The sequence below is a fragment of the Micromonospora ferruginea genome, from assembly GCF_013694245.2.
GTDB lineage: Bacteria > Actinomycetota > Actinomycetes > Mycobacteriales > Micromonosporaceae > Micromonospora > Micromonospora robiginosa.
Window position 1 is genome coordinate 846,527 of the sequence record NZ_CP059322.2, and the last position, 25,734, is coordinate 872,260.

The window sequence follows — 25,734 nt, forward strand, 5'->3', positions numbered from 1 at the left end:
AGCGGCGTGGAACGCCGTGGGCGCCGCGAGGCGACGCGACACCCCACGCCTTCCACCGATCGGACCCGGACCGGCGGCACGCGACGCGGCCGAGCGCCGCCGGGTCTGGTCGGCTCAGTCGGAGGTGAGCAGGTCGAACAACGCGTCGCGGGCGGCACGGACGGCGGTTCGTGACTCCTCGGTGTGGTCCAGGGCGTCGAACCCGTGCTGACCGTTCGGCACGTCGACGATCCGCACGGGCGTACCGTGCCGGGTGGCGACGGCCAGGAACGCCCCGGCGCTCGACGCGACCTCGGGTCGGTCCCGCCCGACCCGGGTCAGCACCAGCGGCACCGCCCGGCTCGCGCCCACCGGCGCGCCGGCGGCGTCGAGGGCGTCGATCGGGTGGAAGCGCGGGTCGACCGGCGGCCACTCGGCCAGGGGCGCCAGCAGCGGATAGGTCGCGGCGAGCCCTCGCAGCCAGCGGGGTGGGTCGCGCAGCCAGTCGCCGAGCAGCAGGCCGGCGCCGGAGAAGAACCAGAGCGCGAGCCGGTCCGGGTCGACGCGGGGGTCGGCGCGGAGCAGGTCGGCCGTGCCGGCGACGCGGTCCGCGACCGTGGTCAGGTCGTCGGGGTGCGCCACGGTGAGCCGGGGGATCGCGGCCACCATGCCGCGTTCGGCGAGCAGGGCGCCGTAGCCGCGGTAGAGCGGCCAGTCCCGCGCGTCGGGTGCGTCCGGTGGTCCGGGCACACCGTGCACCACCACGACGGCCGGTCGGCGGCCGTCGCCGGTCGGCAGGTGCAGGTCGACGTCGCCGTGCCGCTCCACCGGCGCGGGTGGGGGATCGAGAACAAACTGTGTCTCCCAGAAACTGTTTCCCATCAGGACGATGGTAGGGCAGCACCTCGCCGTGCGCCGCCCCGGAACGCCGCCGATCAGGAGGACGAGGCCTTGGCGTGCCGCTCGCGCAGCCGATCCCGGATCTCCTCCGGGGTGTACGCCCGGCGCTGCCGTTCCGCCCGGGCCACCACCACGCCCGTCGCCGCCACGCCGGCGAGACCGGCCAGCCCGAGCAGCTTCCACCACCGCATCCGTTGCCGCATCGGCTTAGGGTAGTCCTCCATGAGCATCAGCCTGGACGAGGCCGTGGAGCTGACCCGTACCGGAGATCTGTGGGTGTTCCGCGGGCGCAGCGTGCCCGACCGCGCCATCCAGTTCACCACCAACAGTCCGGTCAACCACGTGGGCATGGCGGTGGTGCTGGACGACATGCCGCCGCTGATGTGGCACGCCGAGCTGGGCCGCTCGCTGCCGGACATGTGGACCGGCGCCCGCCAGCGCGGCGTGCAGTTGCACGACCTGCGCGACGCGGTCTGCGTGTGGGCCAATCGGTACGGCCAGCGCGGCTGGCTGCGCCAGCTCGAACCACCCGCCGACACCACGATGGAGGAGGCGGTGCTGCGTACCGTGGCGCGGCTCGACGGCACGCCGTTCCCGTCCACCGCGCAGCTCGCCTGGCGGTGGGCCCGGGGCCGGGTGCCGCAGCTACGCCGGCCGTCCATGTCGGACGCCGACCGGACGCCCGACGACGGCGGGAGGACGGCGCGCGACCGGGCGCTGGAGACCGCGTACTGCGCCGAGGTGGTGGCGGTGACGTACGAGGCGATGGGGCTCCTGCCGGCCGGGCGGCGGCCCAACTGGTACGACCCGGGGCGGTTCTGGAGCGGCGACGACCTGGCACTGACCGGCGGCGCCCAGCTCGGTGCGGAGATCGAGGTTCGCATCCCGCCCCGCTGACCAGGTTTGCCGAGGTCGCGGGCCGGTAATGGAAGCCGGTGTGACGGCTTCCACCGACCTCGACACGCTCACCGACTTCTTCGACCGGTACGGCGTGGCGCTGACCAGCGCCGACGTGCCGGCCCTCGCCGGCTGCTACGCCCTGCCCGGGCTGGTGGTCGCCGACACCTACAGCTTCTCGTTCGCCTCGCCGGCGTCGGTGGCGCTGAGCTTCGTCGGCGCCGCGCCCGACTACCAGGAGCGGGAGCTGATCGCCGCGAACGCGCAGATCGAGGACGTGCAGCAGGTGTCCGCGCTGCTCACCGAGGTCGCGGTGCGGTGGGAGTTCCTGGACAGCCAGGGCCGGGCGGTGCCCGGTGAGCGCTACCGATACCTGCTGCGGGCCACCGACGAGGGCCCGGCCATCTGCACCGTCATCCGCACCGCCTGACCCGGAATCCAGGTGTTAAGAAGGGGCCCCTTCTCTACCGAATGCGTTAAGAAGGGGCCCCGCCTTACGTGCTCAGCGGTGGCTGGTTGCCCAGCGGTCGGCCTCGGGGGCCGAGTGCAGGCCGGGCTCGTGCAGGCCCTCCTCGTCGAGCTGGCCGATCCGGCGGTAGGTGTCCGGCCGGCTGGTCCGCAGCACCACGCCCCAGAGCAGGCCGAGCACGCCGGCGACCACCGGGATCGCCGGGAGCAGCCACTTCAGGTAGCTCGCGGTGTCCGGCGCGAGCAGCGCGTCGAAGTTGAACAGCAGCACCAGCAGCACGGCGGTGAGCAGGACGGTGCCGAGCGCCGGGGCGATCGCCCGCTGCCAGGCCGACTCGGGGCCGCCGCGGCCCCGGAAGAAGCCGACGACGGCGGCCGAGGTCAGCGTCATCAGCAGCACCACGCCGACCGCGGCGGAGCCGGACAGCCAGGTGAACAGGTCGATGACCGGGTCACGGCCGCTCATCGCGAACGCCAGGAAGACCACCACGGCCAGCACACTCTGGATCAGCGAGCCGGCGATCGGGGCGCCGCTGCGGCTGGAGGTCGCGCCGAGGAAGCGGGGCAGGACGTTCTCCCGGCCGAGCGCGAACAGGTAGCGGGCCACGCCGTTGTGGAACGACAGCAGGGCGGCCAGCACGCTGGTGATGAACAGGACGTTCGCGATGTCCGCGATCACGGTGCCGGCGTACTGGTCGAGGGCGCCGAAGACCACGCCCGGCCCGGCCTCGGTGCTGGCCTGCTGCGCGTTCTCCGGGCCGGTCAGCACGGTGAGCGCCCAGGCGGAGAAGGCGTAGAACAGGCCGGTGAACGCGACCGCGATGTAGGTGGCCCGGGCCACCGTGCGCCGTGGGTCCTTGACCTCCTCGCTGTAGATCGCGCCGCTCTCGAAACCGGTGAACGAGGCGATGGTGAACGCCAGCACCGCGCCGAACCCGGCCCCGAACAGGTGGGTGGGGCTGATGCCGGCGGTGGTGACGCTGCCGCCGGCCGGGTGCGCGAACGCCACCAGGTCGAAGATCAGCACCGCCACGCACTCGAGGACCAGCAGCACCGCGAGCACGCTGGCGTTCAGGTCGATGCGCAGCACGCCGAGCACGCCGATGAACACCCAGGCCAGCAGCGCCCAGACCCACCAGTCGAGGGTCAGCCCGGCCTTCGCCGTCATGAAGTCCTTCATGATCGCGCCGAACAGCCCGTAGAGGCCGATCTGGATCGCGTTGTACGCGGCCAACGCGACCGCCGAGCCGGCCACCCCACCGGCCCGGCCGAGGCCGTTGGCGATGTACGCGTAGAACGCGCCGGCGTTCGCGACGTACCGGCTCATCGCGGCGTAGCCGGTGGCGAAGACGGCGAGCACGGCCGCGAGCAGCACGTAGCCCAGCGCGGCGCCGATGTTGCCGCTGACCGCGTACATGGTGGTGACGCCGCCGCCGAGAACGGTCAGCGGCGCCGACGCGGCGACGGTGAAGAAGACGAGGTGGGCGGTGCCGAGACGGCCACGGCGTAGCCCACCGTCGGAGAAGAACGGATCGGAGGACAAGGCTTCTCCAGGGGGAGGGGGAAGGGTTGGGGGTGTCTACTTCGGAACAGCCTGAAGCAGGGTATTGGTGATCACGGATCGTCACAAGCCCACTTCGATATCGATTAGGGCGCGCATGATCGACCAGAATTGAGCTGTGCGTGTTCATGCCGTACCGTCCCGTGGCGACGATCACGGCCACCGTTCGAGGATGGACCATGACCTACCCCGGGGCACAAGCCACGTACCGGCTCGCCGATGCGCTGTTCCTCATCGGACACGACGAGTTCACCGGTAAGCCGCATGTCGCCGTCGACCGGCTGGAGTGCGGCCTGGCCGGCGCCGCGCTCGCCGAGTTGATGTTCGAGGGCCGGATCGCCCTCGACAACGGCGGCATCGCCGCGGTCGATCCACGGCTCTGGCAGGAGCCGCTGACCGACCTGCTGATCACCGAGATCCTGCGGCGTGAGGGCGCGCATCCGGCCCGGCTGTGGATCCGCTACCTGCGGACCCAGTTGAACATCAACGAGCGGGTCGGCACCCGGCTGGTCACCGCCGGCGTGCTGCGCCGGGAGCAGGGCAAGCTGATCGGTCGCCAGGTGCGCTGGCCGGCCATCGACCCGAACCAGGCGGCCTCGCCGCGGGTCCGGCTGACCGCCATGCTGATGCACTCGTCCCCGGCCGAGCTGGACCCGGGGACGTTGCTGCTGGCGAGTCTCGGCGAGGCGGTCGGGCTCGCCGCGCACATCTTCGACCCGCAGGTCGGCGGCCGGATGCGGGACTGCCGGCGCTTCCTTCCGGCCCAGTTGGAGGGGCTGCTCGCCGCGGTGGTGGGCGCGCTCGACGTCAGCACCACCACGGTCCGCCGCTGACGGTCCGCCGCGTCCCGCCCCGGCGGATCCGGGGCGGGACGGCACGCTCTCTCAGGCGGGGTCGCGCCACATCGGGTAGAGGCTGGGCCCGTCCGGCAGGTCCAGCGTGACCGGGCGGCGCCGGAAGCCGAGCCGCTCGTAGAGCGCCGCGTTGCGCGGCGTGCTGGCCTCCAGGTAGCCGGCCGCGCCGGCCTGATCCAACTCGGTCAGCCGGTCGCGCAGCAGCGCCGAGCCGACGCCCTTGCCGTGGTGGTCGGGGTGCACGCCGACGAACGGCAGGTACCAGTGCGGCTCGCCGGGGTGGTTCGCGGCCATCAGCTCGTCGAGCACGGCGAAGCGCTTCATCGCCTCCGGGCCGATCGCGGCCTCCAGGTCGGCGAGCTCCTCGCCGTCGTCGCCGTCGTGGTCGCCGCCGACCGGCAGCCAGAGCGTGGCGCCCAGCCCGTCGCCGGCCACGTGGACCTGGCCGGTCCGCAACGCCAACGCGACGAACGGCCCGAAGAACGCGGGGTGGACCCGCGCCCGGTGGTCGTCCGCCGGGAAGATCCAGCCGCTGACCGGGTCCCGCATGAAGGCCTCGGCGAGGATCCCGGTCACGAGGGCGTGGTCCGCTGTGGACGCACGCCGGATGTTGCCCTGCCACTCAGTCATTGGCCATCCGTCCTGCCGCTGCACGAGCCATTGTGGTCATCGATCGGCGTGCAACGTATCAGGTCGCTGAGTCACGGGTCAGATCCGTTCGGTTCGCTCGCCGCAGGTGATGTTGCTGGCTAGGCTGGCGCAGTCCACCAACGGGGGAGGGCAGCCGGGTGTTCGCCCTGCCCGCCGACAGGAGGAACATGTCCCGCACGCGCCGTGCCGCCCCGTCGCCCGGTTCCGCCATCACCTCGTCCCCCTGGGTTCTGGTCGCCACCGGGGTGATCGTGATGGTGGTGCTGCTGGTGGTGGCGCTCGGCTCGGTGCGGGGCCGGCGGACCTTCCCGACGCAGGGGCCGACGGACCCGGCCATGTCCCTGCCCGGCCTTCCGGTCGCGCCGGCTACCTCGCCCGCCGTCACCGGTCAGGCGTCGAGCCCGGTGACGCGTCCGGTGGCGCCCGGGCTCTCGCCCCGGTCGACCGTGCTGCCGGCCCGGCCGACGCCGGCCGCGTCGACCGGGAGCCCGCGCGGCGACGTCCGGCCCGCGTCGCCCGCACCCCCGCCGCCGGCCCCGCCGTCGGCGGTGACCGGGCGGTACGGAGTGGTCAGCACCTTCGACGGCGGCTTCATCGGCGAGGTGCTGCTGGCCAACACCGGTCGCTCGGCGCGGGGCTGGACGGTGCGGCTGACGTTTCCGCAGGGTCGGCTGGTCACCGCCTGGGTGGAGGGCGCGGAGCAGGGCCGGTTCGGCTTCGAGGGTGGCGTCTTCACCTACCGCAGCGGGGTCGACCTGGCCGCGGGCGCGTCGGTGCCGGTGCGTTTCCACTTCGAGCGGACCGGCACCACCCGGCCGGACTCGTGCGCGGTCGACGGCGCGACCTGCGCCGGTCTCTGACCCACCGGTCCTGACGGCGGGGACGCCGATCGCCCGTTTTGCAAGATGACTGCCGTGTTGCGACGTCGTTTGCAAGGTATTGCAGAATGTTTCGGCAAGGGCTAGCGTGCGGGCGAATCAGCGACCAGAGAAAGGCCGTCGATGAAACCGACGCCGATATCCCCCAAGGCGTTGCTCGCCCTGGTCTCCTCCCTCGTACTCACCCTCGTCGGCGTGCCGGTGGCCCTCCACCAACTCGGCGCCGAAGGCGCCCAGCGCGCCGTCACCCCCGACGTCCTGGCCGCCGGCAACGCCCCCCAGTGGAACCGGGAGCCGTCCGCCGAGGCGCTGCTCAAGGCCGGGACCAACACCGCGAAGGCGGAGCAGTTCTACTTCGTGCTGCCGGACCGCTTCGCCAACGGCGACAAGCGCAACGACGCCGGCGGGCTGACCGGGGACCGGCTCACCACCGGCCTGGACCCCGCGGACAAGGGCTTCTACCACGGCGGTGACCTCAAGGGCGTCATCGACAAGATGGACTACATCCAGCAGATGGGCACCACCGCCATCTGGCTGGCCCCGATCTTCAAGAACCGGCCCGTGCAGGGCACCGGCGCCGACGTCTCGGCCGGCTACCACGGCTACTGGATCACCGACTTCACGCAGGTCGACCCGCACTTCGGCACCAACGCCGAGCTGAAGAAGCTGGTCGACCTCGCGCACCGGCGCGGCATCAAGGTCTATCTCGACATCATCGTCAACCACACGGCCGACATCATCCGCTACGCGGAGGACAAGTACGGCTACGTGGACAAGAAGACCTCGCCCTACACCGACGCCTCGGGCCGGGCCTTCGAGGACCGCAACTACGCCGACGGCACCCGGAAGTTCCCCGCGGTGAACTCGACGTCGTTCCCGTACACCCCGACGTTCGCGAGCCCGGCCGACGCGAAGGTCAAGGTCCCGGCGTGGCTCAACGACCCGACCATGTACCACAACCGCGGTGACTCGACGTTCGCCGGGGAGAACAGCGAGTACGGCGACTTCTTCGGCCTCGACGACCTGTGGACCGAACGTCCCGAGGTGGTCCGCGGCATGACCGACATCTACGGCCAGTGGATCGGCAAGGCCGGCGTCGACGGCTTCCGCCTCGACACGGTCAAGCACGCCAACCTCGACTTCTGGCCGCAGTTCACCCGGGGCATCGACGCCTACGCGGCGAAGGCCGGCAAGAAGGACTTCTTCATGTTCGGCGAGGTCTACAGCGCCGACCAGGCCATCGAGTCGACCTACGTGCGCCAGGGCGGCCTGCCCGCCACGCTCGACTTCTCCTTCCAGGAGGCGGCGCGCGGCTACACCGCAGCCGACGGCTCGGCCAAGGCGCTCGCCGACGTGTACGCCAAGGACGACCTCTACTCCGCCCGGGACACCGACGCCAACCGGCTCACCACGTTCCTCGGCAACCACGACATGGGCCGGATCGGCTCGTTCATCGCCGCGTCCGGCGGTGACGACGCCAGCCAGCTCCGCCGCGACCAGCTCGCCCACCAGCTGATGTTCCTCACCCGAGGGCAGCCGGTGGTCTACTCCGGCGACGAGCAGGGCTTCACCGGGCCGGGCGGGGACAAGGACGCCCGCCAGGACATGTTCGCCTCGCGCACCGCGGACTACCTCGACGACGACCTGATCGGCACCACCCGCACCCACGCCTCCGACCAGTACGACACCCGGCACCCGCTCTACCGGACCATCGCCGAGCTGGGCAAGCTGCGGGCGGTGCACCCCGCGCTGCGCGACGGCGTCCAGGTCACCCGGTACGCCGCCGACGGTCCCGGCGTGTTCGCGTTCTCCCGCGTCCTGAAGACCGAGCGGGTGGAACACGTAGCCGCGGTCAACAACGCGTCCACCCCGCAGACTGTCACCGTGGACACCTGGTCGGCCGGCGCCCGCTTCACCGGCATCTACGGCGGCGCGGCCACCGCCACCGCCGGCGCCGACGGCAAGCTGAGCGTCACCGTGCCGGCCATGTCGGCCGTGGTGCTCAAGGCCGACCGGGCGATCCCGCAGCCCGGCGCGGCCCCGACCGTCACGCTCACCGAGCCGGGCGCCGCCCCGGTCGCCACCACCACCGCGGTCACCGCCCAGGTCACCGGCGACCCGCTCGCCACCGTCACGTTCGCCGCGCGGGTGCCCGGCGGCAGGTGGACGCTGCTGGGCAGCGCCGACCGCGCGCCGTACACGGTCCACCACGACCTGACCGGCCTGCCCGGCGGCACCAAGGTCGAATACAAGGCGGTGGTCCGCGACGGCAAGGGACGGACCGCCACCGCCCGCACCACCGGCACGGTCGGCACCCCGGCGCAGGGCGCGTCGCGGGACTGGGCGATCGTGCACTACCAGCGCCCGGCCGGCGGGTACGCCGACTGGGGGCTCTACACCTGGGGCGACATCGACCCGGCGTACGCCACCGAGTGGCCGAAGGGGCAGCCGTTCGCCGGTGAGGACTCGTACGGCCGGTTCGCCTGGGTGAAGCTCAAGCCCGGCGCGAAGTCGGTCGGCTTCCTGGTGGTCGACAAAGACGGCAACAAGGACGTGGCGAACGACCGCACCATCGACGTCACCCAGACCGGCGAGGTCTGGGTGAAGCAGGGCGACCCGACGCTCTACCCGACCCGGCAGGCCGCCACCGGCGAGCCCGACCCGGCGGTCGACCAGGGCACCGCGGTCATCCACTGGCGCAAGGCCGACGGCAACTACGACGGCTGGGGCCTGCACCTGTGGGACGGCGCGGCCAACCCGACCGACTGGGCCGCCCCGCTGAAGCCGGAGAAGATCGACTCCTACGGCGCGGTGTTCCGGGTGCCCCTGGCCGCCGGCGCGACCGGGCTGAGCTACATCCTGCACTCCGGCGACGAGAAGGACCAGCCGGACGACCAGCGGCTCGACCTGACCGGCGTCGGGCACGAGGTGTGGCTGCTGGCCGGCGTCAAGGGCCGGCTGCTGCCGGCGGCCACCACCGGCGCCGCCAAGGACCTCGACGTCACCAAGCAGAAGGCGCAGTGGATCGACCGGTCCACCGTCGCCTGGGCCACCGGCCCGACCGACGGCAAGAAGTACGCGCTGGTCGCCGCGCCGGCCGGTGGGATCGGCGTCGCCGACGGCGAGCTGACCGGCACGTACACCACGCTGCCGCTGCGGGCGCAGCGCAACGGGCTGACCGAGGCGCAACGGCAGGCGTACCCCCAGCTCTGGGCCTATCACGCCTTCTCGCTTGATCGCGCCGACCTGGCCAAGGTGCCGGCGGCGCTGCGCGGGCAGCTCGTGGTGACCGAGCGGGACGCCGAGGGCGCGCTGCTCGGCGCCACCGGGGTGCAGATCCCCGGCGTGCTCGACGACGTCTACCCGGCGGCGACCGGCGCGAAGCTCGGCCCGACGTTCGCCGGCCGGGTGCCCACCCTCGCGGTGTGGGCACCGACCGCGCGGAAGGTGTCGCTGCAACTGTTCGACTCACCGACCGCGCAGCCGAGCACGGTGGCGATGAGCCGCAACGACCGCACCGGCGTCTGGTCGGTGCGCGGCACCAAGGCGTGGACCGGGCGCTACTACCGCTACCAGGTCGAGGCCTGGCAGCCGGCGGCGCAGAAGGTGGTCACCGCGTCGGTCACCGACCCCTACTCGGTGGCGCTCGCGCCGAACTCCACGCACAGCCAGATCGTCGACCTGACCGACCCGGCGCTCGCGCCGGCCGGCTGGGCGAACCTGCGCAAGCCGGCGCCCGTGCCGGCGGCCAAGGCGCAGATCTCCGAACTGTCGGTGCGCGACTTCTCCATCGCCGACAGCACGGTCCCGGCCGAGAAGCGGGGCACCTACCTCGCGTTCACCGACCCGAACACCGCCGGGATGAAGCACCTGCGGGCGCTCGGCGACGCCGGCGTCAACTACCTGCACCTGCTGCCGGCGTTCGACTTCGCCACGATTCCGGAGAAGCGGGCCGACCAGGCCCAGCCCGCCTGCGACCTGGCGAAGCTGCCGCCGGACTCGGACCAGCAGCAGAAGTGCGTCGCCGCGGTGGCCGAGAAGGACGGCTACAACTGGGGGTACGACCCGCTGCACTACACGGTGCCGGAGGGCGGCTACGCCGTCGACCCGACCGGCGCGAAGCGCACCACCGAGTTCCGGCAGATGGTCGCCGGGGTGAACCAGGCCGGCATGCGGGTGGTCATGGACGTGGTCTACAACCACACCTCGGCCGCCGGCACCGATGGAAAGTCGGTGCTCGACCAGGTGGTGCCGGGCTACTACCACCGGCTGCTGGAGGACGGCACGGTCGCCAACTCGACGTGCTGCGCCAACACCGCCCCGGAGCACGCCATGATGGGCAAGCTCGTGGTGGACTCGCTCGTCACCTGGGCCAAGGCGTACAAGGTGGACGGCTTCCGGTTCGACCTGATGGGGCACCACCCGAAGGCGAACATCCTGGCCGTACGCGCCGCGCTGGACAAGCTCACGCCGGCCCGCGACGGCGTCGACGGCAAGAAGATCATGCTGTACGGCGAGGGCTGGAACTTCGGCGAGGTCGCGAACGACGCCCGGTTCGTCCAGGCCACCCAGGCCAACATGGCCGGCACCGGGATCGGCACGTTCAACGACCGGCTCCGCGACGCGGTGCGCGGCGGCGGCCCGTTCGACGCCAACCCGCGGGTGCAGGGCTTCGCCTCCGGCCTGTTCACCGACCCGAACGGCGACGCGGCCAACGGCTCGGCGGCCGAGCAGAAGGCCCGGCTGCTGCACTCCCACGACCTGATCAAGGTGGGGCTGACCGGCAACCTGCGCGACTACCGGTTCACCGACTCCGCCGGGAAGACGGTCACCGGGGCGCAGGTCGACTACAACGGCTCCCCGGCCGGCTACACCGCCGCGCCGGGCGAGGCGGTCACCTACGTCGACGCGCACGACAACGAGATCCTGTACGACGCGTTGGCGTACAAGCTGCCGCAGGGGACCTCGGCGCAGGACCGGGCCCGGATGCAGGTGCTCGCGCTGGCGACCACCGCGTTCGGGCAGGGGACCGGGTTCGTGACGGCCGGCTCGGAGCGGCTGCGGTCGAAGTCGTTGGACCGCAACTCCTACAACTCCGGTGACTGGTTCAACCAGATCCGCTGGGACTGCGCCCAGGGCAACGGGTTCGGCGCCGGCCTGCCGCCGGAGCAGGACAACAAGGACAAGTGGCCGTACGCGAAGCCGCTGCTGGCCGACGCGAAGCTGGTGCCGGACTGCGCGGCGATCGACCTGGCCGATGCCCGCTACGCGGAGCTGCTGCGCATCCGGCGGTCCTCGCCGGTGTTCGGGCTGCCCACCGCCGAGCAGGTGCAGAAGCGGGTCGCGTTCCCGCTGTCCGGGGAGAAGGAGACCCCGGGCGTGCTCACCATGACCCTGGACGCCCGCGGGCTAAACGGGAAGTGGAAGTCGGTGACCGTGGTCTTCAACGCCACCCCGGAGACGGCGAAGCAGACCGTCGGCGGCCTGCGCGGGGCGAACGTGGCGCTGCACCCGGTGCTGCGGAACTCGGCCGACCCGGCCCTGCGGACGGCCTCGTTCGACCGGGCGGCCGGCACGTTCACCGTGCCGGCGCGCAGCGTGGCGGTCTTCGTCCAGAGCTGACCGTGACGGCGGACCGGCCCCCCAGCCACGTGTGGCTGGGGGGCCGGTCCGTACCCCGGGTCCGTCAGGTCAGTTGAAGCAGTCCTTGACGGTGTTGGCGCAGTTGGTGGGGTCGTTGTCGCTGATGAGGGAGTCGTCGTCGAGCGTGACGTGGCCCTCGTTGTTGAGGACGCCGCCGGCGACGCGGTGCAGTTTGCTGGTGTCGGTGGCGGTGTTCTTGGTGACGTGGGTCTTGGTCAGGGTGATGGTGGCCTTGTTGTTGAAGATGCCGCCGCCGTTGAGGGCGGTGTTGCCCTTGACCAGGGTGTCGCGCAGGGTGAGGGCGGCGTTGTCGTCCTCGTCGTGGTCGCGGGTGAGGAAGCCGTCTTCGATCTTGACGAGCCACTCGCCGTTGTAGATGCCGCCGCCGAAGCGGTTGGCGGTGTTGTCGACGATGACGCTGTCGGAGATGGTGGCGTTGCCTTCGTCCTTGGTGTTGGGGTAGCCCCAGTGCTTGCCGCCGGTGGTGACGACGCCGCCGCCGTCGCCGTCGGCGTGGTTGCCGGCGATGACGACCTTGTCGAGGTCGAGGTCGGTGTTCTCGGCGTAGACGCCGCCGCCGTTCTCGCAGGCGGTGTTTCCGGTGATGTGGGTGAAGGAGACGGTGACGTAGCCGCCGCTGCTGAACAGGCCGCCACCGTTCTTCCCGGCCCGGTTGTTCGACACCGAGGAGTTCTCGCCCTCCTTGCCGCCGTTCTTGCCGTGGTCGGAACCGATGATCTCGACCGTCCCGGCCTCGTCGTGCTTGCCCGACGGGACGTAGCTCTGCAGCTCGGTGGCGTCGGCGCCGTGCTTGCCGGAGAGGCCGTTGCCGTTGGCGATACCGCCACCGTTGCCGCCGGCGGTGTTGTCGTCGACCTTGGTCTCCTCGACCTTGAGGATGCCGCGGTTGAAGATGCCGCCGCCGTCGCCCTGGGCGTGGTTGTTGACGACCTTGCTCTCCTCCAGCCACACGCGGCCGTAGTTGGCCACCGCGCCGCCGTTGTGCTCGGCGTTGTTGTCGGTGAGCTTGACGTTGGACAGGTGGGCGCTGCCGCCGCGCTCGACCAGCAGCGCGCCGCCGTCACCCTCGCCCTGCTTCTCGGCACCGTTCTCCGGGCCGGAGACCACGATGGTCGTCGCGGTCGCGGCCTGCGCCGCCGTGGTGGCCTGCGCCGGAGCGGTGGCCGCCTGCGCCGCGACCGGAGCAGCCGCGACCGGAGCAGCCGCGGCCTGCGCCGCGACCGGAGCCGGCGCGGCGGCCGCGACCGGAGCGGTGGCCTGGGCCGCGGTGGCGGCCTGCGCCCCCGCGACCGCCGGGGCGGCCGGGGCCGACTGGGCCGCCGTGCCGTTCGCCGTCGCCGGCGCCATCGGGCCGGGTCCGCCCGGGTACTTGAACTCGGACGCGTTGCCACCCTTGACCGTCAGGTCCTTGAGGGTGAGGTGCCCGCCGTCGGCGACGCGGAAGATCCGGAAGGTGTCCTCGGCGTCGCGCTCGATGGTGGAGCCGTTGCCCTTGATGGTGACGTCCTGCTTGATCTCGGGCAGCGCGCCGCCGACCTTGCGGTCCTTGACGCCGAGTTCGTAGGTGCAGTTCTCGGCGAGCTTCAGCGTGCCGCCGTGGTCGCGGTTGGCCAGCTCCAGCGCGTCGACCAGGGCGTCGTCGTCGCAGGGGACCTCGCGGGCCTTGCCGTGGTCCTCCTCGCCGCCCCACTCGCCCCGGTCCCGGCCCTCCTGGCCCCGGTCCTTGCCGTCCTTGCCGTACTCGTCACCGCGGTAGTCGTCCTTGCCGTGCTCGTCCTTGCCGTGCTCGTCCTCGGTGGCCTTGTCGCCGCCGTGGTCGTCGTCGCTGAGCTGCTGCGTGGTCGACCACTTCACGTCGGCGAGCCGGTGCGGACCGGTGACCCCGGTGGTCGCGTAGGCCACGCCGGCGAGGCTGACCGCTCCGGTCAGGCCCACGACGCCGGTCGCGAGCCAGAGCCGGCGGCGCCGGAGCGGGGAAACGGTCTCGCGGGTGGTGGTGGCGTCATCGTTATTGCGAAGGTAGTTGGACATCGGAGCTCTCTGCCCTCTCCTTGTACCTGACAAGGTCGCTTCGCCACAGCGAGGCGGCCTTCGCTACAAATCGGTTGTAGCTGCTGAACAACACCGTATGAGAACCTTCTTCACCCTGTGCCCATATACGAAAAAAACCCGCATAAGGGTGCGGGCGGGACCGGCGGTCGCAGCGGGGACGGAGGCCCCGGCGGGGGACACGACGCTCGGAGCGGGCCCCTTCCCGCCGGCAGTCGGCGGGAAGGGACCTCGGGCTCTATGTGGTGGTGCGCTAGTTGAAGCAGTCCTTGACGGTGTTGGCGCAGTTGGTGGGGTCGTTGTCGCTGATGAGGGAGTCGTCGTCGAGCGTGACGTGGCCCTCGTTGTTGAGGACGCCGCCGGCGACGCGGTGCAGTTTGCTGGTGTCGGTGGCGGTGTTCTTGGTGACGTGGGTCTTGGTCAGGGTGATGGTGGCCTTGTTGTTGAAGATGCCGCCGCCGTTGAGGGCGGTGTTGCCCTTGACCAGGGTGTCGCGCAGGGTGAGGGCGGCGTTGTCGTCCTCGTCGTGGTCGCGGGTGAGGAAGCCGTCTTCGATCTTGACGAGCCACTCGCCGTTGTAGATGCCGCCGCCGAAGCGGTTGGCGGTGTTGTCGACGATGACGCTGTCGGAGATGGTGGCGTTGCCTTCGTCCTTGGTGTTGGGGTAGCCCCAGTGCTTGCCGCCGGTGGTGACGACGCCGCCGCCGTCGCCGTCGGCGTGGTTGCCGGCGATGACGACCTTGTCGAGGTCGAGGTCGGTGTTCTCGGCGTAGACGCCGCCGCCGTTCTCGCAGGCGGTGTTTCCGGTGATGTGGGTGAAGGAGACGGTGACGTAGCCGCCGCTGCTGAACAGGCCGCCACCGTTCTTCCCGGCCCGGTTGCCGTCCAGCGTGCTCGGCGACGTGTTCTTGCCGTCCCGGACGCCGACGATCTCCACGGTGCCGGCGTCGCGCCCCCCGTGCCCGCCCATGCCTAGGGCGGCGAGCGCGACCGGAGCGCCCTGGCCGCGCCGCTCGTCGCTGCCGTTGGCGACACCACCGCCGCTGCCGGCGGCCGTGTTGTCGTCGACGTGCGACGCCTCGATCGTGAGGAGGCCGTGGTTGACGATGCCGCCGCCGTCGCCCCGCGCGTGGTTGCGGTCCACCGTGCTCTCCGTCAGCCACACCCGGCCGTAGTTGGCCACCGCGCCGCCGTCGTGCTCGGCGTTGTTGCCGGTGAGCGTGACGTGGGACAGGTGGGCCTTGCCGCCGCGCTCGACCAGCAGCGCGCCGCCGTCGCCCTCGCCCTCGTCCCGTGCCGGGCCCGACGCGGTCGGGCCGGGGTGCCGCGCCGCGGAGGCGTTACCGCCGGAGACGGTGAGGTCGTCGAGGGTGAGGTGGCCGCCACCGGCGACGCGGAAGATCCGGAAGGCGTCCTCGGCGTCGCGCGCGATGGTCGAGCCGTTGCCCTGGATGGTGACGTCCTGCCTGATCACCGGGAGGCCGCCGCCGACCTCGCGGTCCTTGACCCGCAGCTCGTAGGTGCAGTTCTCGGCGAGCTTCAGGGTGCCACCGTGGTCGCGGTTGGCCAGCTCCAGCGCGTCGACCAGGGCGTCGTCGTCGCAGGGGATCTCACGGGCCCTGCCGTGCTCCTCCTCGCCGCCCCACTCGCCCCGGCCCCGATCGCCGCCGTCCTCGCCCGTCCGGTGGTCCCCGTGGGAGTCGCCGCCGGCGTTCTGCGGCGCGGCGGCGCGGTTGTCCGCCACCCGCTCCGGCCCGCCGGCCTTGTCGTCGCGGGCGGCGAGGCCACCGAGCGCCGCCAGGCCGACGACGCCGGTCAGCCCGGCCACCCCGGTGGCGACCCAGAGCGCCCGCCGCCTGCCGGTCGGCGGGGTCGTGGCCGGCGCGTCGCCGTCGGGTGTCGTTACCTCGTTGGACATGAGAGCCTTCCGCCCTTTCGGTTCTCCCCAAACGGATCGGATCGCCCCAGAGGGAGCGAGCGGCTACAAACGGGTGGTAGCCCCTGATCGACACCGTAGAAGAAGGATCCTCGCGAGAAGGTCTTATCCGAAGAAACTACGCAAAGATGATGGAAAGCGGGCGGGCCTGCACCGGAGACTGGTGCGGGCCCGCCGAAGACGTCGGTCGGTCCGGGAGACTCAGCCGGGCAGGCGCGGACCCGCCTCACGCTGCTCGGCCAGCCAGGTCTCCACCTCGTCGGAACCCCGCGGCAGGCCCGCCGAGAGGTTCACCGGACCGTCGGCGGTCACCAGGATGTCGTCCTCGATCCGCACGCCGATGCCGCGCAGCTCCTCCGGGACCAGCTCGTCCTCCGGCTGGAAGTAGAGCCCCGGCTCGACGGTCAGCACGTAGCCCTCGCCGAGCGGCCCGTCGCGGTAGGTCTCCTTGCGGGCGTTGGCGCAGTCGTGCACGTCGAGGCCGAGCATGTGGCTGGTGCCGTGCAGCGTCCAGCGGCGGTAGACCGTGGAGGCCGGGTCCATCGCCTCGTCCACGCTCACCGGCAGCAGCCCGAGATCCTTGAGCGCCTCGGCCAGCACCCGCATCGAGGCCAGGTGGACGTCGCGGAACCCCACCCCGGGCCTGCACATGTCGATGCCAGCCTGCTGGGCGGCGTGGACCGCGTCGTAGACCTGCCGCTGCAACGGGGTGAACCGGCCGTCGACCGGCAGCACCCGGGTCACGTCGGCGGTGTAGAGGTTGCGGTTCTCCACCCCCATGTCCATCAGCAGCAGGTCACCCGGACGGGTGGCGCCGTGGTTGTGCACCCAGTGCAGGATCGTGGCGTGCTCGCCGGCCCCGACGATCGAGCCGTAGCCGACCTCGTTGCCGTCGTGCCGGGCACGCAGCGCGAAGACGCCCTCCAGCAGCCGCTCCGAGATCGCCCGGTCGGCCGGCAGCACCCGCGCCACGTCCTCGAAGCCGCGCACCGTCGCGTCGCACGCCTCCTGGAGCTGCGCGATCTCCCACTCGTCCTTGACCAGCTTCAGCTCGGAGATCGCGATGGCCAGCTCGCGGTCGCGACCCGGCTGGCCCTCGGCCCGCGGCCCGTCGTGGCGGCGCACCGCGGCGTCCACCCGGGCGTCGAAGCCGCGCAGCACCCGGGTCCGCCCCGGGGCCAGGTCGGCCAGCGCCGCGTCCAGCTCGCTCAGGTCGGCGGTCGGCAGGCCCAGCTCGGTCGACTTCTCGCGCAACGTCGGCCGGCGGCCCACCCACAGCTCGCCGTGGCGGCTGCGGAAGAACTCGTCGGTCGCCCGCGACGACCGCGGCCGCATGAACAGCGTGGCCTCGCCGCCCGGCCGCAGCACCAGGACGCTGTCGGGCTCCATGTCGCCGGTCAGGTACGCGAAGTCGCTGCCCGGCCGGAACCGGTGGTCGGTGTCGTTGGCGCGGACCTTCTCGTTGCCGGTGGGGATGACGAGCGTCTCGCCCGGGAACGCCTCGGCCAGCGCGGCCCGCCGCTTGGCGTGGTTGGGCACCTCCGCGCGGGGGGTGACCGGCAGCTCGGTGTCCCGCCAGCCCTGCCGCATGAACGACAGGAACGCCTCCGGGAAGTCCGGGTCGTGCGACTCCGTGCCGTCCGCCGGCTTGCCCTGCTGCGTCCGCTCCTCGGCCATGATCCGCCCCTCCCTGAGCCTCGTCGCTGGTCCCGACGGTACCGCGCGCACGACGGCGGGGAGTGCCTGCGGTGCCGCGACGGCGGCTTCCGGCGCGTGGAAAGATGGCCGTCATGTGCGGACTCCTGGCCTTCTTCAGCGCGCGCGGCGACGCCGCCGCCCACCGCGACCACATCGCCGGCGCACTGGAGTGCCTGCACCACCGGGGCCCGGACGAGACCGGGGTCGAGGTGGTCGGCGACGCCTCCGGCCGGTACGCGGACGGCGTGTTCGCGCACAAGCGGCTGGCGATCATCGACGTGGCGCTCAGCCACGAGCCCCTGCCCTACGCGGGCGGGCGCTACCTGCTCACCTTCAACGGCGAGATCTACAACTACATCGAGCTGCGCGACGAGCTGATCCGCGACTACGGCGCCCAGTTCGCCACCAACGGCGACGGCGAGGTGATCGTCGCCGGCTACCACTACTGGGGTGAGCAGGTGCTCACCCGGCTGCGCGGCATGTTCGCCTTCGTGATCTGGGACCGGCAGGAGCGGCGGGCGTTCGGCGCCCGGGACTACTTCGGCATCAAGCCGCTGCACTACCTCCAGACCCAGGACGGCCTCTACCTGGCCTCGGAGAAGAAGGCGCTGCTGCCGTTCGCGCACTCCGCCTACCAGGGCGACGCGGGGATCGACACCGCGAACCTGAGCCACTACCTGACCCTGCAGTACGTCCCGGAGCCGGGCACGCTGCACAAGGGCATCAGCCGGATCGGCTCGGGGGAGTACCTGACCTGGAGCCCGGACGGCCGGATCGACGTGCGCCGCTGGTACCGGCCGGTGTTCCGGCCCGCCCCGGTCCCGGACGAGCAGCGGCTCTACCACGACATCCGGGAGACGCTGCGGGAGAGCGTCCGGATGCACATGCGCTCGGACGTGCCGGTCGGCTCGTTCCTGTCCAGCGGCATCGACTCCACCGCGGTGGTGGCGCTGGCCCGCGAGTTCAACCCGAACATCCTCACCTTCACCGTCGGCTACGACGTGCCCGGCTACTCCGAGATCGACGTGGCCCAGGAGTCGGCCCGGCACCTCGACGTGACCACCATCCCGACCAAGATCGGGCCGCAGGACATGATCGACGCGCTGCCGAAGATCGTCTGGCACCTGGACGACCCGGTCGCCGACCCGGCCCTGGTGCCGCTCTACTTCGTGGCGAAGAAGGCCGCCGAGCACGTCACCGTGGTGCTCTCCGGCGAGGGCGCGGACGAGTTCTTCGGCGGCTACACGATCTACCGCGAGCCGCTCTCGCTGAGCAGTGTGAACGGCCTGCCGGACGGCGTGCAGAAGGGCCTGCGGGCGGTCTCCCGGGCGATCCCGCAGGGGGTCAAGGGCAAGAGCTTCCTGGAGCGCGGCACCACCCCGATCGAGGAGCGCTACTACGGCAACGCCCGGATGTTCACCGAGGAGGAGAAGCAGCACCTGCTGCGCCGCTACGACCCCTCGGTGCGCTACACCGACGTGACCGCGCCGATCTACGCCGAGTGCACCGAGCTGGACGACGTCACCAAGATGCAGTACGTCGACCTCTACACCTGGCTGCGCGGCGACATCCTGGTCAAGGCGGACCGGATCTCGATGGCGCACTCGCTGGAGGTGCGGGTGCCGTTCCTGGACCGGGAGGTGTTCGACGTCGCCGCCGGCATCCCGGTCGACCTGAAGCTGCCGCCGCGCTCCGAGGCCACCAAGTACGCCATGCGCCAGGCGCTGCAGGGCGTGGTGCCGCCGGCCATCGTCAACCGCAAGAAGCTGGGCTTCCCGACCCCGACCCGGGTCTGGCTGCGCGGCGAGATGTACGAGTGGGCCCGGCACGTGCTGGCCACCTCCGGCGCGGGCGACCTGATCGACCTGTCGTACGCGATGCGGCTGCTGGAGGAGCACAAGCGGGAGGAGGCGGACCACTCCCGCAAGGTGTGGACCGTGCTGATCTTCTGCATCTGGCACGCCATCTTCGTGGCGAAGACGCTCGACCCGGGCATCCAGCGCAACCAGTCCGCGCTGCTGACCAAGCCGGTCGTGGGCAGCATGGTCCGCTGACCCGGACGTGACGATGGGCCCCCGGGGTGCGCCCCCGGGGGCCCTCGCTCAATCGGTGGTCACCGGCCGGTGCAGGTGACCGTGGGTAGCGTGTTCTGGCCGGAGACGTTCGCGGTGAAGCCGAACGTCGTGGTTCCCTCGGGTGCGATGCTGCCGTTGTAGGCGGCGTTGGTGACCGTCACCGACGCCCCGCTGCCGCTCAACGTGCCGTTCCACACCTGGTTGATGGTCTGGCCGCTGGGCCAGGTCCAGTTCGCGGTCCACCCGGAGTACGTCCGGGTGCTGTGGTTCATGATCATGACCTCGCCCTGGAAGCCGCCGCCCCAGGCGCTGACCACCTTGTAGACCGCCATGCAGTTGCCGGCCGGCATGGTCGGCGTGGGCGTCGGGCCGGTCGGCGTCGGCGTCGGGTTCGTCGGCGTCGGGGTGGGGTTGGTGGGCGTCGGGTTCGGGTTCGTCGGCGTCGGCGAGGGGTTGCCGCCCGAGCCGATGCCGGTCACCTCGCCGTTGCCGCCGTCGAACGTCACGTCCGAGCAGCCGAAGAAGTTCTCCTGGCTGTCCGAGCGCACCCAGCGCGAGTAGATGATGTGCCGGCCGCTCTTGTTCGTCGGCAGGGTGCCGGTGAAGTAGTAGTGGCCGTCGTTCGTGCCCACCGCGCCGCTCTGCGGCGGGTTGGTCACCTGCAGGAACGGCTGCGTCTCCAGGTCGCTCCAGGCCAGCGGCCGGGTCGGGGACCAGCTGTCCTTGGTCACGTAGAAGTAGAACGTGCCCGGGTGGTGGGCCCAGTTGCTGTAGCGGAACTCCATCGACCGCCCGGCGGTCAGGTGGGTGACCGGCCAGTCGTTGCGGGCCGCGTCGTAGCCGCTGAAGTTCGGGTTGCCGCCGCTGCACAGCTTGCCGTCGGGGATGAACCCGGTGGTCCGGCCGCCCGCGTCGGAGCGCAGCACGCTGAACCAGTTGTAGAGCGAGTTCGCCCCGTTCTCCGCGACGGCCGACGCGCAGGCGGGGTTGTTGGGCCGGATCTCACCGGTGCCGGTGAGGCCGTCCTTCCAACACAGGTAGGTGCGGGCGCCCGGCGTCATCGCTGCGCCGTGCGCGGCGGCCGGGTCGGGCCCGGAGGCCAGGGCGAACGCGCCCACGGCCAGGGTGAGGGCCGCGGTGACGAGCGCGGCCGTACGGGATCGGTGCACGGGGATCTCCTGACTCGCGGAGCGTGGCCCGCTTCGGCCCGCCCCGCTGCGACGAGCGGATGCGATCATCGCGGTGCCCGCGCCCGGCGGTCGGCGTGCGGCCGGGGCCGTCGGTGGGCGCGCACCGCCTGCGGTCCGTGCCACGGACCGGGGATGCCCTCGCGTCGGCTCGACCCGGCGACGCGGCAGCCCACCGCGCCCTTCCGGTAGCGCCATCCCATCACGTCCGGTCGCCGCATGCAATAGCCACCGGTCGATGCCCCGGGTCGCGTCGCGTGGCCGCCCGCGATGCGCCAGGATCGGGGGAGGACAACGAGGGGAGCCAGGATGGGGTACGCGGTGGTGCTCGGCGAGGCGCTCGTCGACCTGCTCGACGCCGAGCACGACGGGGAACCCGTCTACCGCCAGGCCGTCGGCGGCGGACCGCTCAACGTGTCGGTGGCGATCGCCCGCCTCGGCGGGGACGTGCAGTTCGTCGGCTCGCTCGGCGACGACGCGCTGGCCGGCCGGATCCGCGCCTTCCTCACCGGCGCCGGTGTGGGCGTGCGCGGGGCGGTGACCGTGCCCGCGCCGACCGCGCTGGCGGTGGCCACCTTCGCCGGCCCGGAGCCGGAGTTCCGCTTCTACGGCGAGCCGCGCTCGTACGCCCTGCTCGGCCCGGACGACCTCGACGTGGCGCTGGTCGAGGGCGCGGACGTGCTCTACTGCGGCTCGATCGTGCTGCTCGACCCGCCGGTGCTGGCCGCCGCCCGCCGGGCCTGGGCGGTCGCCGGCGGGCTGCGGGTGTTCGACCCGAACGTGCGCCCCAGCCTGCTCACCGCGCCCGGCGCGCTCGACGCGCTGCGGGGCGTGGTCGCCGAGTTCGCCGCCGCCGCGCACCTGGTGAAGCTGAGCGCCGCGGACGCCCGGGTGCTCTACCCCGACGAGCCGGTGGAGGGCGTCGCCGCGTACCTGCGGGAGTTGGGCGCGAGCACGGTGGTGGTGACGCTCGGCGCGGACGGTGCGCTGGTCGCGGCCGGCGACGACGTGGTGCGGGTGCCCGCGCCGAAGGTCGACGCGGTGGACGCCACCGGCGCGGGCGACTCGGTGATGGGCGCGCTGGTGGCCGAGCTGCTCGCCGCCGGCGAGCCGGCCGACCCGATCGGCTGGCGGGAGCGGGTGGCGTTCGCGCTGCGGGTCGCCGGCCTGGTCTGCGAGTCGCCCGGCGGCGCCACCGCCATGCCCACCCGCGCCGCCGTCGCCACCCGCTTCGCGGTGAAAGGCGGGGCCCCCGCTTAACGCCTCCGGTAGAGGCGGGGCCCCCGCTTAACACCCGCGCTAGGCGCCGGGCGGTCGGCGGCGGGCGAGGGTCAGCACGGCGGTCAGGGAGAGCGCGGCGGCGCCGGCCAGCACGGCGGCCATCGGCAGCGCGCTGCCCTCGCCACCGAGGCCGACCAGCGGCGCGGCGAGCGCGCCGACCACCGACTGGATGCCGCCCATCAGGGCGGCGGCGGTGCCGGCGTGCCGGGCGTGCGCGTCCAGCGCCAGCGCGGTGCTGTTCGGCATCACCATGCCCAGCGAGCCCACGAACGCGAACAGCGCCACCGCCGTGACGGCGAGGCTGCCAGCGAGCGCGCCGGTCAGCACGCCGGCGGCGGTGACCACGCCGACCACCAGCGTGGCGACCAGCAGCCGGCGCGGGCTGAACCGGTCGAGCAGCCGGGCGTTGAGCTGCCCGGTGGCCACCAGCGCGAGCGCGTTCACCCCGAAGAGCACGCTGAACACGGCCGCCGAGACGCCGAAGACGTCCTGGAACACGAACGACGACCCGGAGATGTACGCGAACAGCCCGGCGAACGCGAAGCCCTGGGTCAGCGCGTACCCGAGGTAGACCCGGTCGGCGGCGAGCGACCGCATGGTCCGGACGGTGGTGGCCAGCCCGCCGGTGCTGCGGCGCTCGGCCGGCAGCGTCTCCGGCAGGCGCAGCGCGACCGCGACGGCCAGCACCACCCCGATGGCGGCCAGGGTGAGGAAGACCGCCCGCCAGGAGCCGAACCGCAGCACCAGGCTGCCGACGCTCGGCGCGGCCACCGGCGCCACCCCGAAGACCAGGGTGAGCCGGGAGAAGTACCGGGCCGCGTCCCGGCCGGCGTAGAGGTCGCGGACCACCGCGCGGGCGACCACCACGCCCATGCCGCCGGCCATCCCCTGCGCGAACCGCGCGGCGGCCAGCAGCGGGGCGGTGGGCGCCGCGGCGCAGGCCAGCGCCAGCACCGCGTACGCGACGACGCCGATCAGCACCGGACGGCGCCGCCCCCAGCGGTCGCTGAGCGGGCCGGTGACCAGTTGGCCCAGCGCCAGGCCGATCAGGCAGGTGGTCAGCGAGAGCTGGATGCCGGCCTGGTCGGCGCCGAGTTCGCGGGCCATCGCCGGGAACGCCGGCAGGTACATGTCCAGCGAGAGCGGGCCGATCGCGGTGAGCGTGCCGAGCAGCACCAGCAGGGCCGCGCCGCCGGGGGTGGACGGGCGGACGGGCGGGCGCGCGGCGGTCCGCACGGTCTGGCTCACGAGAGGTCCCCCCAGGATCGTTGGCTCGGGCTACCTTATTGCTGGCCCGCGCCCGTCACCCCGCCGGCCGCCGGTGGTCCGGCTGCGCGCGCCCGGACCCGGAAATCGGTGGCCGCCGCACGGCTCCGGCACAATGATCTCCACGTGACGTTGCACCACGACGAGGTACCGGTGGACGAGTCCGTGGTCCGGTCGCTCCTGGCCGAGCAGTGCCCGCAGTGGGCCGCGCTGCCGTTGCGGCCCGCCGGGTCCGGCACCGACAACACCATGTACCGGCTCGGCGACGACCTGCTCGTCCGCCTGCCCCGTACCGCCGAGAAGGCCGCCTCCCTGCGCAAGGAGCAGCGGTGGCTGCCGCGCCTGGCGTCGCGGCTGTCGTTCCCGGTGCCGGAGCCGCGGCACGCCGGCGCGCCGTCCGCCGCGTTCGGACTGCCCTGGTCGGTCTACCGGTGGATCGACGGCGACGAGGTCCGGCCCGACACCGTCTCCGACTGGGCCGCGCTCGGCGCCGACCTGGCCTCGACGGTACGGGAGCTGCACGCGCTCGACCTCGCCGGCGCGACCCGGGCGGGCGACCTGAGCGGCTATCGCGGCGGCAGCCTGCACCCCTGCGACGAATGGATCAGCGGGGCGCTCGACGACTGCCGGCGCACCATCGGCGCGGAGGTGGACGTCGACCGGCTGGACCGGCTGTGGCGGGCCGGCCTCGCGCGGCCCGAGCCCGCCGGCCCGCACGTCTGGCTGCACAGCGACCTGAAGCCCACCAACCTCCTCGTCCGCGACGGCCGGCTGCACGCGGTCATCGACTTCGGGGGCCTCACCGTCGGGCACCCCGACGCGGAACACGCCCCCACCTGGGACCTGCCGCCCGAGGCCCGGCACGCCTACCGGGAGGCGCTCGGCGTGGACGACGAGACCTGGGCGCGGGCGCGGGCCTGGGCGATCGCCGCGGCGGCCGGCGGCGTCTCGTACTACTGGCACACCTTCCCGACGTTCGTCGCCGAGTGCCGCAACCGGCTGCGGGAGATCGTCGCCGACGCCGACTGAGCCAGCCGGCCGGCCGCTCACGCCGTGCCGTCGAGCTCCGCGTAGCCGCGGCGGGCCGCGATCAGGCCGGGCCGGGCGCCGAACGGCGATTCGGCGGCCACCCGCTCCGGCGGGGCGCTGCCGGTGTGACCGGCGCGGATCAGCCACGCCTGCCGGGCGAGCCGGTCGTGCTGCTCGCGGACGAACGCCACGTCGACCGGTTCGCCGTGGCCCGGCACCACCACCGTGGCCGGGGTGGTCAGCCGCAGCAGGTCGGCCACCGCGTCCGGCCACCGCAACGGGTACGACTCCTCGAACGCCGGCGGCCCGCTCTGCTCCACCAGGTCACCGGCCACCAGCACGTCCGCGTCCGGCACGTGCACCACCAGGTCGGCGTCGGTGTGCCCGTGCCCGGGGTGACGCAGCAGCACCCGCCGCCCGCCGACGTCCAGCGCCGTCTCGGAGTGCACCGTGTGCGTCGGGACCCGCAGCTCGGTGCGCGCCAGCTCGTCGGCCAGCGCGGGCTGCTCGGCGCGCATCTCCTGGTACGCCGCCCGGCGCAGCTCGTCGGGGTGGTCGCGCAGCACGGCCACGGCCTGGGCCTGCGCGTACACCGGGGTGTCCGGCCCGGCCAGGGTGGCGTTGCCGAAGCAGTGGTCGAAGTGGTGGTGGGTGTTGACGATCGTCCACGGGTGCGGCGTGACCGCCCGCGCGGCGGCGGCCAGCTCCCGGGCCTGCCCGGCCGTGGAGAGCGTGTCCACCAGCAACGCGGCGCCGTCGCCCACCACCAGCACCACGTTGACGTGCAGCAGCGGCTCGCGCAGCAGGTGTACGCCGGCGGCGATCTCGGCGAAGGCGGCGGTCGTCACGCGCGCGTGGCCCGCTCGACGAAGCGCTGCCGGTCGACGAGCGCCCGCTCGACGCGCCCCTGCGCGGCCACCGCGTTGCCGTCCGTCACGGTCACCTCGAAGACCAGCCGGCGGCCGTCGACCTTCACCAGCTCGGCGTGGGCGGAGACGGCCCGTCCCACCGGGGTGGCCGTGCGGTGCTCCAGCTCGACCCGGACACCGACCGTGGTGGCGCCGGCGGGCAGCCGGGCGGCGAGCGCGGCCACGGTGGCCGCCTCGGCCAGCGCCACCACCCGGGGAGTGCCGAGCACCGGCACGTCCCCCGAGCCCAGCGCCAGGGCGGTGTCCGTGTCGGTCACGGTCAGCTCGACCCGGGCGGTCAGGCCCGGCACGAAGGGCGAATCCGGCTGCTCCTGCATGCGGCCGAGCCTAGTGCAGCGAGCGCGGAGCCGTCCCGCGTCCGGGCCGGCCCCCGACGCCGGGACGGGCCGGGCCCCGACGGTCGGCGTCGGCCCTCCGGTGGCCCGCCGTTAA

At 72.7% G+C, this 25,734-nt stretch carries 19 protein-coding genes; 8 read left to right on the top strand and 11 right to left on the bottom strand.

Annotated features, from left to right (window positions below; genetic code table 11):
- Nucleotides 1-114: 114 nt before the first annotated feature.
- A complete protein-coding gene (locus tag H1D33_RS04005; RefSeq protein ID WP_246411701.1) occupies nt 115-861 on the bottom strand; it encodes a hypothetical protein in 747 nt (248 codons plus the stop codon).
- Between the two features lie 53 nt (nt 862-914).
- Entirely contained in the window at nt 915-1,103 is a 189-nt protein-coding gene (locus H1D33_RS04010) for a hypothetical protein (protein WP_139128748.1), read from the bottom strand.
- Here H1D33_RS04010 and H1D33_RS04015 point away from each other — a divergent pair.
- A complete protein-coding gene (locus tag H1D33_RS04015) occupies nt 1,102-1,776 on the top strand; it encodes a hypothetical protein (RefSeq protein WP_181569343.1) in 675 nt (224 codons plus the stop codon). The genes H1D33_RS04010 and H1D33_RS04015 overlap by 2 nt on opposite strands.
- 40 nt (nt 1,777-1,816) lie before the next feature.
- Nucleotides 1,817-2,206, top strand: coding sequence for a hypothetical protein (locus H1D33_RS04020; RefSeq protein ID WP_181569342.1), 390 nt, complete (start codon nt 1,817-1,819; stop codon nt 2,204-2,206).
- 72 nt (nt 2,207-2,278) lie between these two features.
- Here the strand turns inward: H1D33_RS04020 and H1D33_RS04025 are convergent, their stop codons facing one another.
- The gene (locus tag H1D33_RS04025) at nt 2,279-3,787 is read right to left on the bottom strand and encodes an APC family permease (RefSeq protein ID WP_181569341.1); all 1,509 of its coding nucleotides are present in this window, start codon (nt 3,785-3,787) and stop codon (nt 2,279-2,281) included.
- 197 nt (nt 3,788-3,984) lie between these two features.
- Between H1D33_RS04025 and H1D33_RS04030 the strand changes: the two genes are divergently transcribed.
- On the top strand, nt 3,985-4,638 hold the full coding sequence (locus H1D33_RS04030) for a GOLPH3/VPS74 family protein (RefSeq protein ID WP_181569340.1): 654 nt from the start codon (nt 3,985-3,987) through the stop codon (nt 4,636-4,638).
- A gap of 51 nt (nt 4,639-4,689) precedes the next feature.
- Here the strand turns inward: H1D33_RS04030 and H1D33_RS04035 are convergent, their stop codons facing one another.
- Nucleotides 4,690-5,289, bottom strand: coding sequence for a GNAT family N-acetyltransferase (locus tag H1D33_RS04035; protein WP_181569339.1), 600 nt, complete (start codon nt 5,287-5,289; stop codon nt 4,690-4,692).
- 188 nt (nt 5,290-5,477) lie between these two features.
- On the opposite strand from H1D33_RS04035, the gene H1D33_RS04040 reads away from it, so the two are divergent.
- Together H1D33_RS04040 and pulA are read left to right on the top strand one after the other, a co-directional pair.
- The gene (locus H1D33_RS04040; RefSeq protein ID WP_181569338.1) at nt 5,478-6,170 is read left to right on the top strand and encodes a cellulose binding domain-containing protein; all 693 of its coding nucleotides are present in this window, start codon (nt 5,478-5,480) and stop codon (nt 6,168-6,170) included.
- A gap of 141 nt (nt 6,171-6,311) precedes the next feature.
- Nucleotides 6,312-11,810: a pullulanase-type alpha-1,6-glucosidase gene (pulA, locus tag H1D33_RS04045; protein WP_181569337.1), complete on the top strand. Its 5,499-nt coding sequence runs from the start codon at nt 6,312-6,314 to the stop codon at nt 11,808-11,810.
- Nucleotides 11,811-11,879: 69 nt separating this feature from the next.
- Here the strand turns inward: pulA and H1D33_RS04050 are convergent, their stop codons facing one another.
- From H1D33_RS04050 to H1D33_RS04060, 3 genes are all read right to left on the bottom strand, one after another.
- Nucleotides 11,880-13,883, bottom strand: a complete 2,004-nt coding sequence (locus H1D33_RS04050) for a hypothetical protein (protein ID WP_181569336.1) — start codon at nt 13,881-13,883, stop codon at nt 11,880-11,882.
- 271 nt (nt 13,884-14,154) lie between these two features.
- Nucleotides 14,155-15,819 carry a hypothetical protein gene (locus H1D33_RS04055; RefSeq protein WP_181569335.1) on the bottom strand — a complete coding sequence of 555 codons (1,665 nt, stop codon included), beginning with the start codon at nt 15,817-15,819 and terminating at the stop codon, nt 14,155-14,157.
- A gap of 219 nt (nt 15,820-16,038) precedes the next feature.
- The gene (locus tag H1D33_RS04060) at nt 16,039-17,514 is read right to left on the bottom strand and encodes an aminopeptidase P family protein (protein ID WP_181569334.1); all 1,476 of its coding nucleotides are present in this window, start codon (nt 17,512-17,514) and stop codon (nt 16,039-16,041) included.
- Nucleotides 17,515-17,627: 113 nt separating this feature from the next.
- Between H1D33_RS04060 and asnB the strand changes: the two genes are divergently transcribed.
- The gene (asnB, locus tag H1D33_RS04065) at nt 17,628-19,589 is read left to right on the top strand and encodes an asparagine synthase (glutamine-hydrolyzing) (protein WP_181569333.1); all 1,962 of its coding nucleotides are present in this window, start codon (nt 17,628-17,630) and stop codon (nt 19,587-19,589) included.
- A 59-nt stretch (nt 19,590-19,648) separates the two neighbouring features.
- Here asnB and H1D33_RS04070 read toward each other — a convergent pair whose 3' ends face one another.
- Nucleotides 19,649-20,779 (bottom strand): lytic polysaccharide monooxygenase auxiliary activity family 9 protein, encoded by a 1,131-nt coding sequence (locus H1D33_RS04070; protein WP_414685482.1) that lies wholly within the window; start codon nt 20,777-20,779, stop codon nt 19,649-19,651.
- Nucleotides 20,780-21,106: 327 nt separating this feature from the next.
- Here H1D33_RS04070 and H1D33_RS04075 point away from each other — a divergent pair, with 327 nt between their 5' ends.
- A complete protein-coding gene (locus H1D33_RS04075) occupies nt 21,107-22,057 on the top strand; it encodes a carbohydrate kinase family protein (protein ID WP_181569331.1) in 951 nt (316 codons plus the stop codon).
- Between the two features lie 39 nt (nt 22,058-22,096).
- On the opposite strand, the gene H1D33_RS04080 is transcribed toward H1D33_RS04075, so the two are convergent.
- The gene (locus H1D33_RS04080) at nt 22,097-23,326 is read right to left on the bottom strand and encodes a multidrug effflux MFS transporter (RefSeq protein ID WP_414685483.1); all 1,230 of its coding nucleotides are present in this window, start codon (nt 23,324-23,326) and stop codon (nt 22,097-22,099) included.
- A 144-nt stretch (nt 23,327-23,470) separates the two neighbouring features.
- Between H1D33_RS04080 and H1D33_RS04085 the strand changes: the two genes are divergently transcribed.
- Nucleotides 23,471-24,373, top strand: coding sequence for an aminoglycoside phosphotransferase family protein (locus H1D33_RS04085; protein WP_181569330.1), 903 nt, complete (start codon nt 23,471-23,473; stop codon nt 24,371-24,373).
- A gap of 17 nt (nt 24,374-24,390) precedes the next feature.
- On the opposite strand, the gene H1D33_RS04090 is transcribed toward H1D33_RS04085, so the two are convergent.
- Nucleotides 24,391-25,221 (bottom strand): MBL fold metallo-hydrolase, encoded by an 831-nt coding sequence (locus tag H1D33_RS04090; RefSeq protein ID WP_181569329.1) that lies wholly within the window; start codon nt 25,219-25,221, stop codon nt 24,391-24,393.
- Nucleotides 25,218-25,619 carry a thioesterase family protein gene (locus tag H1D33_RS04095; protein WP_181569328.1) on the bottom strand — a complete coding sequence of 134 codons (402 nt, stop codon included), beginning with the start codon at nt 25,617-25,619 and terminating at the stop codon, nt 25,218-25,220. The genes H1D33_RS04090 and H1D33_RS04095 overlap by 4 nt, the downstream gene beginning before the upstream one ends.
- Nucleotides 25,620-25,734: the final 115 nt, after the last annotated feature.